Here is a 19,148-nt window from a genome sequence, read left to right on the forward strand (position 1 = left end):
GCCCTCAGTCTTTCGGCTGAGGGCAATGCTTTTCTTTCCAGTCCGTCACCGCCTGAATCCGCCGTCTGGTGAGTTCTTCACGGATCTCAGGTCCTTTAAAGCCCGCTTCGACAACATCCTTCGTTGGCACCGCTTTCGCAACTTCCCAGGCTTTACGCAATAAACGTCCCTGCGGGTAATCGCAGGCTTCAAACCCGGTGCGCCCGCGCACGTCAGCTTCACTGGTCAGGGCGATTTGCTCGACGCGGTGAGGTTTGCGCCAGGCGTCTATGTTATCGAACAGTTTGACGATGGTGGCCGGTTTCAGGATGGGGAAGGTGTGGATCAGGTCGTGGAACTCGGCCACCAGTTTCGCCAGATCGCGGATCTCATTCGGCACGCGCAGACGCTGACAAAGCCCCTCGACCAGCTTCACGCCTGCCGGGCCATGCCCGTGATGACGCGGCCAGAACTCTTTTGGCGTTAAGCCTTTGCCCAGATCGTGGCACAGGGTGGAAAAACGGATGTCGACCTCGGGGCTGAGCATAGCCGCCATACTGAGCGTCATCAGGGTATGAACGCCGGTATCAATTTCCGGGTGCCATTTCGCCGGTGCAGGGACACCAAACAGTGCGTCGATTTCCGGGAACAGCACCTTCAGTGCGCCGCAGTCGCGCAGAACCTGGAAAAAGACCTGTGGGTTGCGCGTGGTCAGGGCATTTTCCGTCTCTTTCCAGACGCGTTCAGGCGTCAGGTGTTCAAGTTCACCCGCCTCGGTCATGGCGGTCATCAGCGCCATTGTCTCATCGGCAATACGGAAGCTCAGGTGGGCATAACGCGCGGCAAAACGCGCCACGCGCAGAACGCGGAGCGGATCTTCAGAAAACGCCGGGGAGACGTGACGTAAAAGGCGGTTACGCAGATCGTCCTGACCGCCATAAGCGTCAATAATCTGACCCTGCTCGTCCTGCGCCAGCGCGTTGATGGTGAGATCGCGACGCAGGAGATCTTGCTCCAGCGTGACATCCGGCGCGGCATAACAGGTGAAACCCGTGTAGCCAGAACCGGATTTCCGCTCGGTACGCGCGAGGGCGTACTCTTCCCGGCTTTTTGGGTGCAGGAATACGGGAAAATCGCGGCCTACCTGCTGGTAGCCCGCGTTGAGCATCTCTTCGGGGGTGGCACCGACCACCACCCAGTCTTTATCTTTGACCGGCAGACCTAACAACGCATCACGTACCGCACCACCGACCAGATAACTCTTCACGCCCTACACTCCCGTTTTCTCTTTTCCAGGATCATACGTAAGTCTGGCAGAGAAGACGAGTTAGTTCATCCAGCGGTCTTTACGCTTACGGCTTGGGATCAGATGCGGCAGCACCAGACCGAGCACCAGACCCACGCCCAGCACGCCACCGCCATACATAAACCACTGCATGATGATGGTGCGCTGTTTGTCGTCAAGCTGCAGATTGGCGGCATTCACTTTCTTCTGCGCGACAATCAGCTCGTTTTTGAGTTTTTGGTTCTCTTCTTTCAGACCGTTGATCACACCGTCACTCTGCGCCACTTTCTGCTGCATTTCAGCGGTGCGTTGGTTCCAGGTTCCGTCGATGTTATTCAGCTTATCGGTCAGGGTTTTCACCTGGTTTTCCAGATCCGGTACGCGGGTGCGCAGGCTTGGCACGGTGCTCAGCTCTTTCAGCGGGATCCAGGACGTACGGCCGGTACTGTCGCGAACCTGGCCATAGTTGGTGTCCGCGTTGGTCTGTAACAGGGTGACTTCCTCGCCGGCATTTACCGTGCCCACAAGGCGATAATTATCTCCGGGGCCACTGCGTACCCAAGTGTTCAGTTCGTCAGAAACGTAACGCTTCTCTTCAGCGTGCACGGTGGTTGCGGCGCTAAAAGCGAGTAAAGTAAGTCCAATCAGGCGTAATTTAAGCATCATTAGTCGTTATTTTCATAAATAGTGGAACGATAGTAGTGGCAACAGTGTCTCTACGCAAAGCATTCGTCAGCAATCAGAATCATCTGTGTCACGACTCTACACATTTACGCCCGTCAAATTGCTCATTGCATGGCAATTTGGCGCAAAATACTATGTACTGACAAACAAATGGCGAGGAAGTTCGCCCTCATTGACGCGTCTGTGACGCCCGCAAAAGTACAAGGCTATGGCACAAGAAATTGAATTAAAGTTTATCGTCGAAAAAGACAGCGTTGACGCTCTTCGTCAGCATCTGCACACGCTTTCCGGCGAACACCATGCACCGGTACAACTGCTTAATATCTATTACGAAACGCCAGACAACTGGCTTCGCCGCCACGATATGGGGCTGCGCATCCGTGGCGCGAACGGACGCTACGAGATGACGATGAAAATTGCCGGTCGCGTGGTCGGTGGTTTACATCAGCGCCCGGAATACAATATCGACATCACTAAGCCAGAACTTGAGCTGGAACGTTTCCCGACAGAGGTTTGGCCTGAGGGTAAACTGCCTGAAACCTTATCCGCAGACGTACAGCCTCTGTTCAGTACCGATTTCTGGCGCGAAAAATGGCTGGTGACGGAAGGCAAGAGCCGCATTGAAATCGCGCTGGATTTAGGTGAGGTGAAGGCGGGTGAGTTCCAGGAGCCGATCTGCGAGCTGGAGCTTGAACTGCTGGAAGGGGATGCGAACGATGTGCTGAAGCTGGCGCGCAAGCTGGTGAACCAGTCCGGGTTGCGTCAGGGTAGCCTGAGCAAAGCCGCGCGCGGTTATCACCTGGCGGCCGGAAATGCGCCACGCGTGGTGAAAGAGACAACGATTTTGCACGTTGCGCCGAAAGCCAGCGTAGAGCAGGGTCTGGAAGCCGCGCTGGAGCTGGCGCTTTCACAGTGGCAATACCATGAAGAGCTATGGGCGCGTAATGTGAAAAACGCCAAAACCCATGTGCTGGCGGCCATTGCTCTGGTGCGCCATACCCTGACGCTGTTCGGCGGCATCGTTCCTCGCAAAGCGAGCACTCACTTACGTGATCTGTTGACGCAGACCGAAACGCTGATGCTCTCCGACGTATCGGCACAAACAGCGATCTATAGCCCGCAAACGGCGACGGCAAAACTGGCACTGACCGAGTTTCTGGTCACGCGTGGCTGGCGTACTTTCCTGGATGCGAAAGCGCAGACCAAAATCGCGGAGAACTTCAAACGTTTCGCGGATATTCATCTCTCTCGTCATGCCGCCGAGTTGAAGAGCACCTTTGCTTACCCACTGGGTGACCAGTATGGCGATCAGCTTCCTCGTCTTTCGCGCAATATCGACAGCATGCTGCTGCTTTCCGGTGCCTATGACGGCGTGAAGGCTCAGGCCTGGCTGGAGAACTGGCAGGGGCTGAAGCATGCCATTGAAACCCGTCAGCATATTGAGATTGAGCATTTCCGTAACGAGGCCATTTCGCAGGAGCCGTTCTGGCTGCACAGCGGAAAACGTTAACTCTGGCAAGGAACCCCAATCATGCCGCTTTCTTCGCAGTTACAGCAGCAGTGGCAGACCGTTTGCGAACGTCTGCCTGAGTCATTACCAGCGTCATCATTAAGCGAGCAGGCGAAGAGCGTGCTCACTTTCAGTGATTTTGTGCAGGAAAGTATCACCGCCAACCCGGACTGGCTGGTGGAGCTTGAAAAGTCACCGCCACAGGCAGAAGAGTGGCGGCATTATGCTGACTGGTTGCAAACCGCGCTTGCTGAAGTTGCGGATGAAGCAACGCTGATGCGCGTCCTGCGCCAGTTCCGTCGCCGGGTAATGGTGCGTATTGCCTGGGCGCAATCTCTGGCGCTGGTGAGCGAAGAGAGCACGTTACAGCAGCTAAGTGAGCTGGCACAGACGTTGATTGTTGCTGCGCGAGACTGGCTCTACACCGCCTGCTGTAAAGAGTGGGGCACACCGTGCAGCGAGGAAGGGGTTCCTCAGCCACTGTTGATTCTGGGGATGGGTAAGCTGGGCGGTTGCGAGCTTAACTTCTCCTCCGATATCGATCTGATTTTTGCCTGGCCGGAGAACGGCTCTACGCGCGGCGGGCGCCGTGAGCTGGACAACGCCCAGTTCTTTACCCGACTCGGTCAGCGTCTGATTAAGGCCCTGGATCAGCCGACGCAGGATGGTTTCGTCTACCGCGTGGACATGCGTCTGCGTCCCTTTGGCGACAGCGGACCGCTGGTGTTGAGCTTTGCCGCACTGGAGGATTATTACCAGGAGCAGGGGCGCGACTGGGAACGCTACGCCATGGTCAAAGCGCGGATCATGGGCGACAGCGATGATGCCTACGCCAACGAGCTGCGCGCCATGCTGCGCCCGTTCGTGTTCCGCCGTTACATTGACTTCAGCGTGATCCAGTCCCTGAGAAACATGAAAGGGATGATTGCCCGAGAAGTGCGCCGCCGTGGGCTGAAAGACAATATTAAGCTCGGTGCAGGCGGTATCCGCGAAATCGAATTTATCGTCCAGGTCTTCCAGCTTATTCGCGGCGGGCGTGAGCCGTCCCTGCAATCACGTTCGTTGCTGCCAACGCTGACATCGATTGAGCAGCTTCACCTGTTACCGGACGGTGACGCGCAAACCCTGCGTGAGGCCTATCTGTTCCTGCGTCGTCTGGAAAACCTGCTGCAAAGTATCAACGACGAACAGACCCAGACCTTGCCAGCGGATGACCTGAACCGGGCGCGTCTTGCCTGGGGGATGCGCGCAGATGACTGGTCAATGCTGACCGAACGGCTGGATGCGCATATGGCAGGCGTACGCCGTATCTTTAACGACCTGATTGGCGATGACGAAAGTGAGTCGCAGGATGATGTGCTTTCCGAGCACTGGCGCGAGCTGTGGCAGGACGCGCTTCAGGAAGATGACACCACGCCAGTACTGGCACACCTGAGTGACGACGCCCGCCATCGTGTGGTGGCACTGATTGCTGATTTCCGTCTTGAACTGAATAAACGTGCGATTGGGCCACGTGGTCGTCAGGTACTTGATCATTTGATGCCGCATCTGCTGAGCGAGGTTTGCTCCCGCGCGGATGCGCCGGTGCCGCTCTCGCGCATGATGCCGCTGCTGAGCGGGATTATCACCCGTACCACGTACCTTGAACTATTGAGCGAGTTTCCAGGAGCGCTTAAACACCTGATTACGCTCTGCGCCGCGTCGCCGATGGTGGCCAACAAGCTGGCACGTTATCCGCTGTTGCTCGACGAACTGCTCGACCCGAATACGCTCTACCAGCCGACGGCAACGGATGCTTATCGGGACGAGCTGCGTCAGTATCTGCTGCGTGTGCCGGAAGAGGACGAAGAGCAACAGCTGGAGGCGTTGCGTCAGTTTAAGCAGGCACAGATGCTGCGTGTGGCGGCGGCGGATATCGCCGGAACGCTGCCGGTGATGAAAGTGAGTGATCACTTAACCTGGCTTGCAGAAGCGATCATCGACGCGGTAGTGCATCAGGCCTGGGTGCAGATGGTGGCTCGCTACGGCCAGCCGAAACACCTGGCCGATCGTGAAGGTCGTGGTTTTGCGGTGGTGGGGTACGGCAAGCTCGGCGGTTGGGAGCTGGGTTATAGCTCCGATCTGGATTTAATCTTCCTGCACGATTGCCCGGTCGACGTGATGACTGACGGCGAACGTGAAATTGACGGGCGTCAGTTCTATCTGCGTCTGGCTCAACGTATTATGCACCTGTTCAGCACCCGTACCTCATCCGGCATTTTGTACGAAGTGGATGCACGTCTGCGACCCTCCGGCGCGGCGGGCATGCTGGTCACCTCGACGGAGTCCTTTGCTGATTACCAGAAGAACGAAGCCTGGACGTGGGAGCATCAGGCGCTGGTGCGTGCCCGCGTGGTGTACGGCGATCCGCAGCTTAAAACGCAGTTTGACGTCATCCGCAAGGAGGTCATGACCACCCCGCGTGACGGCAGTACGTTGCAGACCGAAGTGCGCGAAATGCGCGAGAAAATGCGTGCGCATTTAGGCAATAAACATCGCGATCGCTTTGATATCAAAGCCGATGAGGGGGGGATTACCGATATTGAGTTTATTACCCAGTACCTGGTGCTGCTGCACGCGCACGATAAACCGAAGCTGACACGCTGGTCGGACAATGTACGCATTCTGGAACTGCTCGCGCAAAACGACATTATGGACGAGCAGGAGGCACAGGAGTTAACCCGCGCCTATACCACGCTACGCGATGAGCTGCACCACCTGGCGCTGCAGGAACAACCGGGGCATGTGGCGCTGGACTGTTTCAGCAGTGAACGCACTCAGGTGACGGCAAGCTGGCAGAAGTGGCTGGTGGAACCGTGCGTAACAAAACAAGTGTGATATTATCGCGCGCAAATTGTGAATCTTTCTGGAGTCAGGAATGAAAGTAACACTGCCAGAGTTTGAACGTGCTGGAGTTATGGTTGTCGGGGATGTGATGCTGGATCGCTACTGGTATGGGCCAACCAGCCGCATCTCTCCGGAAGCGCCGGTACCGGTGGTTAAGGTCGACACCATTGAAGAGCGTCCCGGCGGCGCGGCAAACGTGGCGATGAACATTGCCTCTCTGGGCGCGCATTCGCGTCTGGTAGGCTTGACCGGCATCGACGATGCGGCGCGTGCGCTGAGCAAGTCACTGGCGGACGTGAACGTGAAGTGTGACTTCGTTTCTGTACCGACCCACCCGACGATCACCAAACTGCGCGTGCTGTCGCGCAACCAGCAGTTAATCCGCCTCGACTTTGAAGAAGGGTTCGAGGGAGTTGACCCTGAGCCGCTGCACGAGCGTATTAATCAGGCGCTGGGCAATATTGGTGCGCTGGTGCTGTCCGACTATGCCAAAGGTGCGCTGGCGAGCGTGCAGACGATGATTCAGCTCGCGCGTAAAGCCAACGTGCCGGTGCTGATCGACCCGAAAGGCACCGATTTTGAGCGCTATCGCGGCGCAACGCTGCTGACGCCAAACCTCTCTGAGTTTGAAGCGGTGGCGGGTAAGTGCAAAACGGAAGCAGAAATTGTCGAACGCGGCATGAAGATCATTGCTGATTTCGAGCTGTCTGCACTGCTGGTGACCCGTTCAGAGCAGGGGATGACCCTGATTCAACCAGGCAAAGCACCCCTGCATATGCCCACTCAGGCGCAGGAAGTGTATGACGTGACCGGTGCTGGCGATACGGTGATTGGCGTGCTGGCGGCGACGCTTGCAGCCGGGAATTCCCTTGAAGAAGCCTGTTACTTTGCTAACGCAGCGGCGGGTGTTGTCGTCGGCAAACTCGGTACTTCAACCGTTTCGCCTATTGAGCTGGAAAATGCCGTGCGTGGCCGTGCAGACACCGGTTTCGGTGTGATGAGCGAAGACGAACTGAAAGCCGCCGTTGCCGCAGCGCGTAAGCGCGGTGAGAAAGTGGTGATGACCAATGGTGTGTTTGACATTCTGCACGCGGGTCACGTCTCTTATCTGGCTAATGCGCGCAAGCTGGGCGATCGTCTGATTGTGGCAGTGAACAGTGATGCGTCAACGAAGCGTCTGAAGGGGGAAACGCGTCCGGTGAACCCGCTGGAACAGCGTATGATCGTTCTCGGTGCGCTGGAAGCCGTGGACTGGGTGGTGTCGTTTGAAGAAGACACACCGCAGCGTCTGATTGCCGGTATTCTGCCGGACCTGCTGGTGAAAGGTGGCGATTACAAGCCGGAGCAAATTGCGGGCAGCGAAGAGGTCTGGGCCAACGGCGGCGAAGTGATGGTGCTCAACTTTGAGGACGGGTGTTCAACCACCAACATCATTAAGAAGATCCAGAAAGACAGTCAGTAAAAAAACGGACCAATTGGCCCGTTCGTTTTTCACCCTCTCCCTGTGGGAGAGGGTTGGGGTGAGGGCATCAGGCCGCTCTTACTCCTGCTCATCCATCGGTGGAATGGCCGGCGCCGGCTTCACTTCTTCCTGCGTATTGCGGTTTTCCAGCTCGGTCAGACGCTGTTCCAGCAACGCCAGCTTCTCGCGGGTACGCAGCAGAACCTGGGTCTGCACGTCGAACTCTTCACGGCTGACTAAATCAAGGCGAACCAACTGCGCCTGCAGCGTCTGGCGGATTTTCTTTTCTACGTCATCACCAAATTCACGAATGCCTTTCGGCATGGATTCGTGTACCTGACGCGCAATTTGCTCAATTTTTTTCGGGTCAATCATTGTCGTTTCCCTTGATGAAAAGGTGTCAGTGCCTATTGTAGCGCGTCATGCCGCGGGTTAAACAAAATTGTTTGATGCTTATGCATTGCCCAGGGTAATCAATAGCGTTATAGTTATCTCGCTTATTCTCAGGGCGGGGCGAAATTCCCCACCGGCGGTAAATCAGCTTCACGCTGAAAGCCCGCGAGCGCTTTGGGTTAACACTCAAAGGTCAGCAGATCCGGTGTAATTCCGGGGCCGACGGTTAGAGTCCGGATGGGAGAGAGTAACGATCCAGTCGGGCATGGGCCCGCTCACGTTATCTTTTTGCCGCTTATACGGCGCTCCTAAGACTGCCCTGATTCTGGTAACCATAATGTTAATGAGGTTTTTTTTACCATGAATCAGACGCTACTTTCCTCTTTTGGCACTTCAACTCAACGTGTTGAACATGCACTGGATGCACTGCGTGAAGGTCGCGGTGTGATGGTGCTTGACGATGAAAACCGTGAAAACGAAGGCGACATGATTTTCGCCGCCGAAAACATGACCGTTGAGCAGATGGCGCTGACCATCCGTCACGGTAGTGGCATCGTATGCCTGTGTATTACCGAAGATCGTCGTAAGCAGCTCGAGTTGCCGATGATGGTCGAAAACAACACCAGCGCCTTTGGTACCGGTTTTACCGTGACCATTGAAGCGGCGCATGGCGTGACCACCGGTGTGTCTGCGGCTGACCGTCTGACCACCGTACGTGCCGCCATTGCTGATAATGCGAAGCCATCCGATCTGCATCGTCCAGGCCACGTCTTCCCTCTGCGCGCGCAGGCCGGCGGTGTGCTGACCCGTGGCGGCCACACCGAAGCGACTATCGATCTGGTGACGCTGGCAGGCTTCAAACCTGCAGGTGTTTTGTGTGAACTGACCAACGATGACGGCACCATGGCGCGCGCGCCGGAGTGCATCACCTTTGCCCGTCTGCACAATATGCCGGTAGTCACGATTGAAGATCTGGTCGAGTACCGCCAGGCGCACGAGCGCAAAGCCAGCTGAAACCACTAAACATAAAAAAGCCGGGGAAACCCGGCTTTTTTATGTTTAGTGGTAGTTAATTTTAAACAGCACCACGGTTTCGAATGGCCCGGACTGGATCGCTTTTCCCGGCACCGGTGAGAGCTCAGCGGTATAGGTCTGTTCGTACTGCAACGTACTGCCGGTAAAATCGGCATACTCTTCGTATCGGTTAAAGGTGTAGGGCTGCGTTCCGTTCAGGATGCGTAATTTCAGGCCGTTACCGATGAGCAGGGCGGTATCTTCATCGCTCAGCGTCTCGTTCGTATAGAACGACGAATCCATTTTGAACCCATCGGAACACTCGGCGTCCTGTATCTTGGTCGTTCTGACCGAGAACGTGCGCGTTCGCTTTCCCTGATTCATCATGTCGCGGGCGCTGAACGTACCAAAATCAATCTCCTGATTTTCCGGATAGATGCTGAAGGTCGCCCCGCAGTCCAGCACGGTGATATTGTTCAGGCCATTAATATGATACTTAAGGTTTTTCGCGTCGGACATCTGGTTGACGCCGCCCTTGCCGTCGAACTGCACCACGATATAGTCCCCGAGCGTGCTGACGTAGCCGTGCGGCGGCATGACCTTGATTCTGACGTACAGACGAAAGCGCACGATGAACGTACGTGAGGTGTGAATGTCGTTTGCATTGCCGGAGCAGATGCGGTTCTCCCAGCCCATTTGCTGGATTTGGGCAGGTGTATAGATAGTGATCTGTTTGTTATCAAGGCACTGGGACGTATCGACCCCGTTGGGTTGTCCTGTCGCATCGTAGTCGATCCCTTCATAAGTTACGCCGAGATCGTAGTAGGGATCGGACGCCGACGGGTAGGGGTTAACCCAGGCATAGATGTCCTCTTTTTCAAAATTACTGGTGGCATTGTGGTCGCAGGTCACAGGAACTTTGATATCGTCAGATTCCCATATTTTCTCCCCCACCTGCGCGTTGCTGGGAATGGCAAAAGGCGAGATTGTTTTTGTCTCCTCCACAGGCCCGCCGGAAACGCCGAGATAGCAGTCAAGCGCCAGCGCCTCCCTGAATGGCAGAAGGGCAAGTAGCAGCAAAAACAAAAAATTAGCGAGCTTGCACATTGTTTTGACCCTTCCGCTCGCTGAGCTGGCATTGAGCCTTACCCGCACAGGTAACGTCCACTTTTTTCAGCGCGCCGTAATCATCAATGTAACCCACACAGTAGTAGCTCCCGTGGTAGTCGCCGGTAGAGGTGGACGCTGTGGCAAACGGAGCAATCATCAGGCTGTCGAAGCCCGGCAGCTGGGTTTTCGCATTTTTACTCAGCCACGCGAGAGTGATGTAATAGGGCGTGGGGTTGTGCACGCTGAGCCCCGTTGCGGTGGCGGTAATTTCCATGCGCATTTCGCTTTGATCACCCGGCTTTTTGGTGATGGCTTTTGGCCGCCAGAACAGCTTAATGCGGCTCTGCATGGCCACCTGCATAACGCTGCGCGCCTCGCTGGCGCTGCTTGTGGGCGGAACTTCGCGCAGGTTGAAGTAAAACAGCGACTCTCTGTCCTTCGGCAACTGCCCAACCGCCGCCTGCTTCACAATTCTGACCTGCGATGACGCGCCCGCTTCAATGCGCTGAATGGGCGGCAGCGCCATGAAGTGGTTGTCCTCTTTGCGCCCGTTTTCGTTTTCAATCCAGGAAAGCGCCAGGTAGGGTAATGTTTTGCTCTGGTTATCGACTTTCAGGCTGCTTGCCTTGTCCCCTTCGGGAAAAACGATCCGCGTACGGTCCAGGTTAATGGCGGCATGCGCGTTCAATGCGGTGCCGAGCAACATCAGGCTCAGGGCCTTGAGTGGGGTGAGTTTCATCATGGTTTCTTACTGGCAAGGCAGCATGAGCTGCATACTGTTTTCAAGGTGAGAAGGTAACGAGAAGCGACACTGATGGTTGTCTCCCCACGTGACCAGGAACTGTTGCTCAGGCTGGACGGCGCCCAGCCAGACGCGACCCTCCTCGGCGACCATACCTACCTGCTGGCCGTTATCCTGCAGGCGGACCAGGGCGCCGAGCGGCGGTGTCCCGGAAGGCGTTCGCAAAATGCCGGCAATATCGTTACCGGCTCGGGTCGCGATTTGACGATAGCCGATGGCGCCTTCTGTCCAGGTGGAAGTGACCACCCGCGTATCGACGTCAACACCGTCAGGCAAATTGTTCATGTTGACCCGCAGGCTGGCCGGGGTATAGCTGGAAAACGATGGCAGAACACCGATACCCGACGCGTTGGTTTCGTCATGCGATACGTTCAGCGGGATATGGCCCACGCCGTCGGTGCTGACCATGACGCGTGGCTCATTGCCGTAGCTGCGACGGTGCAGGGCAAACCCTTTCGCCGTCCCGGTAAACGATCCGTTCCAGCTGGCGCTCATTGAGTTGTACTCATTCGCCTTATAGCTGCCCGAGACGTTGAGATCCCCCAGCGAAGAATAGTGCTGATAGTTTCCGCTGAACTGTGCGCCTGCATCGGCTTTTTCGCTCTCGGTGCCTGCAGAGACGCCCCAGGTATTGTTCCGGTCAGATGTATCGTACCAGGAGACGCTCTGGCTCAGGCTGTCGCCGTTGCGAAGATCGTAGTTCAGGCGATGGTCAGGATCGAGCGGCACGCTCAGCGAGAGATAAAACTGGTTGTCGTCCTCTTCATCATCTTCGTAATGGGTTCTGCTCAACGACAGGGTCAGGCCAAGGTTTTTCCAGCGGCCAAGGTCGAAGTTATAGCCTGCGGTGACGCTGCCGGTCGTGGAAGGCGAGTCATCCCACCATGTTTGGCGCAGCATGCTTAGATAAAGGTTTAGCGAGAGGGCCGATATGTACTGACTGGCGGTGACGCTGAGAGTCTGTTTTTCCGTCTGGCTGTCGCTGTTGTCGTTATCCAGATAACGCGCGTAGCTCAGGAACTGGCGGTCTGAGTAACGGTAGCTCCCCAGCGTAAGCTGGCTACCGGTTGTGTCGAACCGCTTACTGTAGTTAAAACGGTAGCTGTAGCCCGTCTGCGGACTCTCGCCCGGCAACTGGCTGGTGGCCCGGGTGATATCAAACGAGAGCGCGCCCAGATACGCCATGTTTTGTCCCAGCCCGGCGGCAAAGGCGTTGTAGTGGTCACCATCGGCCAGCGTTCCTCCATAGAGTGAGGTTTGCGACAGCATGCCCCAGGAAAACTCGCCGCTCATGAAGGTGCTGTCCTCAACATCATGCGACGCGTCCTTTCGCGGCTTGCCTGCTGCCAGCTTGTAGCGAACCTGTCCCTGACGCGTCAGGAAGGGAACGGATTCGGCAGAGACCTGGAACGTACTCACCCGGCCATCTTCTTCCGTTACCTTCACGTCGAGCGTGCCCTGCACCGACTGGTTGAGATCCTGAATGATGAACGGGCCCGGCGGGACTTTTGTTTGATAGATGACCCTGTCGGCGAGGCTTACGGTGACCGTCGCGTTGGTTTGGGCAATGCCGGAGATTTGTGGCGCATAGCCGCGCAGTGACCACGGCAGCATGCGCTCATCGCTGATAAGCGACGCGCCGGTGTAGGTGAAGGCGTCAAAAATCGACGACTGGAAATCCGTTTCGCCGAGCGTCAGCTTTGCGCCCATGGTGGGCAGGGGGCGGAACATATAAACGCGCGAGAAGCGCCCGTTATGCTCTGAACCGCCGTCCGCGTGCGTCTGGTTGTATTGATAATCGCTGCGCAACCGCCAGGCGCCGACGTTTGCGCCCGCCGTGCCGTAAGTGTTGGCATTATCTGAACTGCTGCCGCTGTTGGGCTGATAGTGGCTGGCAAAAAGATTGTAGTCCAGCAGGATGCCCGCCACGCCGTGATCCCAGGTTGACGGGGGCATCCAGTCGGCAGAACGGTACTGCAACCACGCCTGGGGAATGGACACGTTTAGCGTCTGGCTTGCTTGTTCAAAGGTAAAATGAATGTCCGGCAGCGGGGCGAAGTCTATACAGCCCTCTTTTTCAGTTAGCGATTCCCGCATTTTATCCTGCAGGCCGAACGTGTCGGCCAGCTCGCTGGGAATACAGACCTGGACTGCATCATTCACTTTTTTCCACGTTAACTGCCAGCCGTTTGCTAAGGGGATGTCATTAATCGAAACCGTAACAAAATAACGTCCGGGGACGACGGAGGCGCGATCTTTAAACTGTGTTAAATCGACGCTGTTGCGCTGTTCTTTATCGATGGCATTAATATTAAATTCGGTACCAGAGGCGACTTTTGTCATTAACAGGGCGGTAATGATGATTATGCATGTTGATTTATGTTTCATCATCCTGTTGCCCAAAGTAAATATAAAATGCCGACTGGCATAACGAGCCAGTCGGTAGATAACGAGGTAAATTTGAATTATTTATAAGCCAGCACATAGTTTGCGGTGGCTTCAACCTGACCTGGCGTTGCCGTTTTGCCGCTCAGTACTTCCATTTGCGCCTTAAAGTGCAGCGTCTGGGTGGCGGAGCCTGCCAGCAGGGTAACTTCACTGGCACTACCCAGGGTGATGTTCGCTTCCGCATTATCCAGCAGGCGGACGCCCACGTTCTGCGCACCGTTGGCATACGTGTTGGTCATCAGACTGGTATCCGTTGTATCCGTGGCGGAGCTGGTGAACGTGACGTCAACCTTGGTTATTGGGGTGTCGGTTTCATCGCCTGGATCGTCTAGCTGGCAGTTTTCCAGGTTGATATCTACCGCCACGGGTGACGATTTTTTATTGGCATTAATAACGGCGGTCGTAATTTCACCCAAATCGACTTCTTTATCAACGCTGTCTGGTGCAATATTGCATGGTGCATCAATCACCACACCTTTGAATTTGATCTTACCGGAACCTTGTTCTGCAGCAAACGCCGACCGAGAAATAAGCGTGGCCATTGCCACGGCTAAAAGCGCTTTTTTTCCTGTAAACATGAAAATATCCTTTTTCAGTTGAATTCATATCCTGAATATTAGTCAGAATATTGCCAGGGGAGTATACCGATCTCCGGAGAGTTAATGCGATTAATCAAGCTTAAAAATCATTGTAGATATAATTAAAATATAAGCATTTTTTATTGTGATCGAATGAATCTCAAGATGCGTAAATTATAATGCACGCTATATTGTTTCGTGTTGTGTCGCGCGGGGATGTTCGATGAAAAAATTGATTTTTTTATATGAAAGGAGGCGGATCGTATATTTCGCGAACAATTATTTTTTTTACAAATAATATGCCCCCCTTTACAGAAGGCGCATGTCAAGTCAGCTGATGCCTGCGGCCTGAAGTAATATCAGACTTAACCCCATCACCGACATCCCACACAGGACCCCATAGCTTGGGTTGTTGTTTGGGTCGATCTCTTTGGCAAGCGGCATCAATTCTCTGACAAAGCGAGTGAGAAAACGCGGCGTTACACATTCCTTACATTCAAATTTCCTGAAGATGATCTTCACGCTTATCAGCGTTCATCTTTGCCAGATTGCGCGTAATGTAGCACCATTAAATTGACACCTTCTGTAAGGATATCACCATGACTTCTTCCCGTATGCCAGCCCTGTTTTTAGGCCACGGTAGCCCAATGAACGTTCTGGAAGATAATGTCTATACCCGCTCATGGCGTCATCTGGGTGAAACGTTGCCGCGTCCGAAAGCGATTGTGGTGGTATCTGCGCACTGGTTCACCCGGGGGACGGGCGTAACCGCCATGGAAACACCAAAAACCATCCATGATTTCGGCGGTTTTCCACAGGCGCTGTATGACACGCATTATCCGGCCCCAGGCTCACCTGAACTGGCACAGCATCTGGTGGAGCTGCTTGCTCCTGTTCCGGTGGCGCTGGATAAAGAAGCCTGGGGCTTTGACCATGGCTCCTGGGGAGTGCTGATTAAAATGTATCCTGATGCGGATATCCCGATGGTGCAGTTGAGCATCGACAGTACCAAACCTGCCGCCTGGCATCTGGAGATGGGTCGTAAGCTGGCAACCCTGCGTGATGAAGGCATTATGCTGGTGGCAAGTGGTAACGTGGTACATAACCTGCGTACGGCACGCTGGCACGGTGAAAACACGCCATATCCGTGGGCGACCTCTTTTAATGATTACGTCAAAGCGAATCTGACCTGGCAAGGCCCGGTAGAGGAGCATCCGCTGGTGAACTATCTGGATCACGAAGGTGGTTCGCTCTCTAACCCGACGCCGGAACACTTCCTGCCGCTATTGTATGTTCTTGGTGCGTGGGATGGTCAGGAGCCGGTTACGATCCCGGTCGACGGTATTGAGATGGGGAGCCTGAGTATGCTTTCGGTGCAGGTGGGGTGAAAACATGCCGGGTGGCGGCTTCGCCTTACCCGGCCTACAGGTTGAGCGTAGGCCTGGTAAGCGTAGCAAGTCTTACTCCACGAAAATATGTGGGTAGAACCGCGACAGATCCTGCGTGATCAGCGCGCGATCTTCGCGGATGCCAATCCCGGCAGGCTGATCGTTGATGAGCCAGCTGCCAATCAGCGTGTAGCTGTCGCCAAATTTCGGCAGTTGATAAAATTCCTGGACGATCATCCCTTCTTCGCCGTAAGGCCCTTCAACCGCTTCCAGCGTTTTGCCGTTTTCGATAATCGACACGTTCGCCCCTTCACGGGAGAAGATCGGCTTCACGACGTATTTTTCCATTTGCGGATAATCATCTTCCGCAAAATACGCAGGCAGCAGGTTAGGATGGTTCGGGAACATTTCCCACAGCAACGGCAGCAGGGCTTTGTTGGAGATAATGCTCTTCCATGCCGGTTCTAGCCAGCGTACGCCTGCATCTTCCAGCTTGGTGGAGAACATTTCGCGCAGCATATATTCCCACGGGTAGAGCTTGAACAGGTTGCTGATCACCTGATCCTGCAGGTCGGTAAACTGACCTTTTTCACCCAGGCCGATATCTTCGATATAGAGGAATTCGGTTGCCACTTCCGCTTCGGCGGCGCAGTCCTGCAGATACTGAACCGTCCCGCGATCTTCTTCCGTGTCGCGGCAACAGGCGAGGTGCAGCAGGTTGAAGCCAAATTGTTCGCGCAGCTCGGCAAAACGCTCTATCAGCTTTTCCTGCAGGCTGTTGAACTGATCGCTGCCTTCCGGCAGGTTTCCGGCATTGGCCTGGTCTTCCAGCCAGATCCACTGGAAGAACGCCGCTTCGTATAAAGAAGTGGGCGTGTCGGCGTTATTTTCAAGAAGCTTAGGTTCACCCACGCCGTCCCATGCCAGGTCAAGGCGAGAGTAAAGCGAAGGCTGATTCGTTTTCCACGACTGACGGACAAAGCTCCAGGTGTGCTTTGGAATGCGGAATTTTGCCATCAGCTCGTCGCTGTCGATGACTTTATCCACCACCTTGAGGCACATCTGGTGCAGCTCGGCCGTCACTTCTTCCAGTTTCTCAACCTGGGCGAGCGTGAGTTTGTAATAGGCATCTTCACACCAGTACGGCTCGCCGTACATGGTGTGGAAGTTAAAACCGTATTCGGTGGCTTTTTCGCGCCAGTCCGGGCGCTCGGTGATACTGACTCGCTCCATGATCAGCCGCCCATTGAGCGAGTAGAAGTGCCTGACGCGCTACGCTGCATGCTGGTCTGCTTCGCTACGGATTCACCAAACCCGCCACGGGTGATGGTGCTGGTGGTCGCAGGCTTCGGCGCCATCGCCGTTTTCGGGACGGTCACGGTGCGGCCTGGGGTTGCTGCGCCGTAGCCTTTGCCGCTGGCGTCGGTGTATTGGCCATAAGCCGGGCTGGCCGGGTTTTTCGAGCTAAACAGCGGTTGCTGCTGATAACCCGCACCGCCACCCATCAGACGGCCCATCATATAACCTGCCATCAGCGGCATCCAGAAACTGCCGCTGGACTGCGCCTGTGCCTGATTTTCCGGGGCAGTGCCCGCCTGAGCAGGCGTCTGCTGGCACTGACCTTCACCGAACTCTGCCACACAGTCTGCGCGTGAAGCATATTTCGGTGCGGTACGTTCTGCTTCTTTCAGCGCGTTGGTGTATGCCGTTTTACATTCAGCGGCGTTACCGGTTGCGGCAGAGCAGTCGTCGGCGTTTTGATACAGCGAAACCGTTTCGTCGTTTTTCTCACAACCTGCCAGCATAAAGACAGCCGTAACTGCCAGCGCAACAGGGGTGAGGTGACGCGCGTTCCAGCTCTTGCGGAACGATGCGTGATTAATCGTTTTTGTCCGTTTCATCTTTGTCTTCCAGGACCCAGTGGTAATAACGCTCAGGATAGAGGATGAGTGGTTGAAAATGAAGCGAAGAGGGGGGGAATCAGGGGGATCTTTACGTTGGCTTACGTTCGGGCGTGATTCAGATGCGCCCTCTCCCTGTGGGAGAGGGCCTGATGACAATCTTAGTTACGGAACGGATTGCTGCCGTTGCTTGCTGGCTTGGTAGAACGCGCGGCGGCAGGCTGTGCAGCAGGGGCGCTGCTGTTAGCGTTGAAGTTATCAACGGCGGCAACCTGCTCCGGATTCTCCGGTGCAACGCTGTCCGGCGACGTTGAGACTGGTTTGCCCAGTGCGCTGTTCAGCATCTGCAGGTCCTGCTCGTTCAGTGTACCCAGAGCCTGTTTGATGTTCAGCTGGTTAATCAGGTACTGGTAACGCGCGCTTGAAAGCTGCTGTTTCGCGTTGTACAGCGTGGTGGTTGCGTCCAGCACGTCAACGATAGTACGTGTACCGACCGAGTAACCTGCTTCCATCGCATCCAGGGAGCTCTGTGCAGACACCACGGCTTGTTTATACGCGTTGATGCTGCTGATAGAGGCGTTCACGTTGTTGAAGGAAGAGCGCACGGTCTGCACCACGTTGCGGTGAGCACTTTCCAGCTGCTCGCTCGCGCCAACAAAGTTGTACTGCGCCTGTTTCACCTGCGAGTTGACCTGGCCGCCCTGATACAGTGGCAGGGAGAAGTTCAGACCCACTTTGTTCTGACCCATATTGCTGTCGTCATACTGGGCTGAGTTCGTTTTGGAGCCGCTGTAGGTCGTATCAGAAATACCGGTAGATGCACTGAGGCTCAGGGTAGGCAGGTGGCCATCCTGTGCCTGACGAATCTGTTCGCGGGCCAGATCCTGGCTCAGACGCGCCTGCAGCAAGGTCAGGTTACGGTTTTCCGCTTCTTTCAACAGGGCGTTGACCGCCTGCGGTTTATCCGTTTTGAAGCTGTCCACGTTCAGAGACGCCAGCTCAGGGTAGTAATTCCCGGTGACCTGACGCAGTGATTCCAGCGCATTGTCGAGATTGTTACGCGCGGTCACTTCGTTGGCCAGTACGCTGTCGTACTGTGAACGGGCGTTCTGCACGTCAGTGATCGCAACCAGACCCACGTTGAAACGCTGCGTGGTTTGGTCTAACTGGCGGTAAATGGCCTGTTTCTGCGCTTCGGTGTAGGAGAGCGAGTCAATCGCGCTTAGCACGTTGAAATAAGCTGTGGCGGTGTTCAGGATCAGCGTTTGCTGGTCAGTCTGATAGGTCACATCCTGGATGCCTGCGCTCTTTTCCTGCAGGGTCAGGGCACGCCATTTGGACATATCAAACAGCGTCTGTGTTAATTGCAGTGAGGCACTGGTAGCATTGGAGTTTACGCCGTTAGCGTCGCGGAAACCGTTGCTGTAGGTATAATCTGCACCTAAACCTAACTGTGGCAGCAATGGGCTACGCGCTTCGTTAATCTTTTCAAACGCAGCATCACGATCGGCCGCTGATTTACGTAAATCAGGGTTGCCCAGACGTGCCTGCTGGTAGACCTGTAACAGGTTTTCCGCCTGGCTCATTGCACTGAAGCCCGTCAGGCTCAGGCCGATAAGGATGGGGAGCAATTTCTTCATTTGCATTCCTTGTTGTGAAGCAGTATTAGCGCTGATCTAATTAAAAAATAATTGCCGATTCTAACAGA

The 19,148-nt window shown here is 55.2% G+C and carries 15 protein-coding genes, 1 pseudogene and 1 riboswitch; of the genes and pseudogenes, 5 read left to right on the forward strand and 11 right to left on the reverse strand.

Annotated elements, in window-relative coordinates; genetic code table 11:
- Positions 1-4: 4 nt before the first annotated feature.
- On the reverse strand, positions 5-1,246 hold the full coding sequence (locus WB237_RS18440) for a multifunctional CCA addition/repair protein (RefSeq protein ID WP_129994944.1): 1,242 nt from the start codon (positions 1,244-1,246) through the stop codon (positions 5-7).
- A 60-nt stretch (positions 1,247-1,306) separates the two neighbouring features.
- Positions 1,307-1,927 carry a TIGR04211 family SH3 domain-containing protein gene (locus tag WB237_RS18445; RefSeq protein WP_028017142.1) on the reverse strand — a complete coding sequence of 207 codons (621 nt, stop codon included), beginning with the start codon at positions 1,925-1,927 and terminating at the stop codon, positions 1,307-1,309.
- 229 nt (positions 1,928-2,156) lie between these two features.
- Here WB237_RS18445 and WB237_RS18450 point away from each other — a divergent pair, with 229 nt between their 5' ends.
- Genes WB237_RS18450 through hldE form a run of 3 tightly spaced genes read left to right on the forward strand, consistent with a single transcriptional unit; the run spans position 2,157 to position 7,806 of the window.
- The gene (locus WB237_RS18450; RefSeq protein WP_336215187.1) at positions 2,157-3,458 is read left to right on the forward strand and encodes a CYTH domain-containing protein; all 1,302 of its coding nucleotides are present in this window, start codon (positions 2,157-2,159) and stop codon (positions 3,456-3,458) included.
- 18 nt (positions 3,459-3,476) lie between these two features.
- Positions 3,477-6,335: a bifunctional [glutamate--ammonia ligase]-adenylyl-L-tyrosine phosphorylase/[glutamate--ammonia-ligase] adenylyltransferase gene (glnE, locus tag WB237_RS18455; protein ID WP_336215355.1), complete on the forward strand. Its 2,859-nt coding sequence runs from the start codon at positions 3,477-3,479 to the stop codon at positions 6,333-6,335.
- A 40-nt stretch (positions 6,336-6,375) separates the two neighbouring features.
- Entirely contained in the window at positions 6,376-7,806 is a 1,431-nt protein-coding gene (hldE, locus tag WB237_RS18460; RefSeq protein WP_336215189.1) for a bifunctional D-glycero-beta-D-manno-heptose-7-phosphate kinase/D-glycero-beta-D-manno-heptose 1-phosphate adenylyltransferase HldE, read from the forward strand.
- A 78-nt stretch (positions 7,807-7,884) separates the two neighbouring features.
- Here hldE and ubiK read toward each other — a convergent pair whose 3' ends face one another.
- Positions 7,885-8,181 carry a ubiquinone biosynthesis accessory factor UbiK gene (gene ubiK / locus WB237_RS18465; protein ID WP_336215191.1) on the reverse strand — a complete coding sequence of 99 codons (297 nt, stop codon included), beginning with the start codon at positions 8,179-8,181 and terminating at the stop codon, positions 7,885-7,887.
- A 120-nt stretch (positions 8,182-8,301) separates the two neighbouring features.
- Positions 8,302-8,452: riboswitch (FMN riboswitch) on the forward strand.
- Positions 8,453-8,559: 107 nt separating this feature from the next.
- Between ubiK and ribB the strand changes: the two genes are divergently transcribed.
- Positions 8,560-9,213 (forward strand): 3,4-dihydroxy-2-butanone-4-phosphate synthase, encoded by a 654-nt coding sequence (gene ribB / locus WB237_RS18470; protein ID WP_336215193.1) that lies wholly within the window; start codon positions 8,560-8,562, stop codon positions 9,211-9,213.
- A 45-nt stretch (positions 9,214-9,258) separates the two neighbouring features.
- Here the strand turns inward: ribB and WB237_RS18475 are convergent, their stop codons facing one another.
- The 5 genes and pseudogenes from WB237_RS18475 to WB237_RS18495 all read right to left on the reverse strand — a co-directional run.
- Positions 9,259-10,320 carry a type 1 fimbrial protein gene (locus tag WB237_RS18475; protein ID WP_336215195.1) on the reverse strand — a complete coding sequence of 354 codons (1,062 nt, stop codon included), beginning with the start codon at positions 10,318-10,320 and terminating at the stop codon, positions 9,259-9,261.
- Positions 10,304-11,062 (reverse strand): fimbrial biogenesis chaperone, encoded by a 759-nt coding sequence (locus WB237_RS18480; RefSeq protein WP_336215357.1) that lies wholly within the window; start codon positions 11,060-11,062, stop codon positions 10,304-10,306. Before WB237_RS18480 ends, WB237_RS18475 begins: the two co-directional genes overlap by 17 nt.
- A 9-nt stretch (positions 11,063-11,071) precedes the next feature.
- Positions 11,072-13,516 (reverse strand): fimbria/pilus outer membrane usher protein, encoded by a 2,445-nt coding sequence (locus tag WB237_RS18485; protein WP_336215197.1) that lies wholly within the window; start codon positions 13,514-13,516, stop codon positions 11,072-11,074.
- A 74-nt stretch (positions 13,517-13,590) separates the two neighbouring features.
- Entirely contained in the window at positions 13,591-14,151 is a 561-nt protein-coding gene (locus tag WB237_RS18490; RefSeq protein ID WP_336215199.1) for a fimbrial protein, read from the reverse strand.
- A 330-nt stretch (positions 14,152-14,481) separates the two neighbouring features.
- A pseudogene (locus tag WB237_RS18495) lies at positions 14,482-14,607 on the reverse strand (zinc transporter ZupT); the annotation flags it as partial.
- A gap of 143 nt (positions 14,608-14,750) precedes the next feature.
- Between WB237_RS18495 and ygiD the strand changes: the two are divergent.
- On the forward strand, positions 14,751-15,539 hold the full coding sequence (ygiD, locus tag WB237_RS18500) for a 4,5-DOPA dioxygenase extradiol (protein ID WP_336215201.1): 789 nt from the start codon (positions 14,751-14,753) through the stop codon (positions 15,537-15,539).
- Positions 15,540-15,611: 72 nt separating this feature from the next.
- On the opposite strand, the gene WB237_RS18505 is transcribed toward ygiD, so the two are convergent.
- The 3 genes from WB237_RS18505 to tolC form a co-directional block, all read right to left on the reverse strand.
- Positions 15,612-16,772: a glutathionylspermidine synthase family protein gene (locus tag WB237_RS18505; protein WP_049005062.1), complete on the reverse strand. Its 1,161-nt coding sequence runs from the start codon at positions 16,770-16,772 to the stop codon at positions 15,612-15,614.
- A gap of 2 nt (positions 16,773-16,774) precedes the next feature.
- Positions 16,775-17,440 (reverse strand): DUF1190 family protein, encoded by a 666-nt coding sequence (locus WB237_RS18510; protein ID WP_336215205.1) that lies wholly within the window; start codon positions 17,438-17,440, stop codon positions 16,775-16,777.
- 161 nt (positions 17,441-17,601) lie between these two features.
- Positions 17,602-19,080 carry an outer membrane channel protein TolC gene (gene tolC, locus WB237_RS18515; protein WP_108090477.1) on the reverse strand — a complete coding sequence of 493 codons (1,479 nt, stop codon included), beginning with the start codon at positions 19,078-19,080 and terminating at the stop codon, positions 17,602-17,604.
- Positions 19,081-19,148 lie beyond the last annotated feature (68 nt).

The organism is Enterobacter sp. P82 (genome assembly GCF_037053385.1).
In the GTDB taxonomy this organism is placed as follows: Bacteria; Pseudomonadota; Gammaproteobacteria; order Enterobacterales; family Enterobacteriaceae; genus Enterobacter.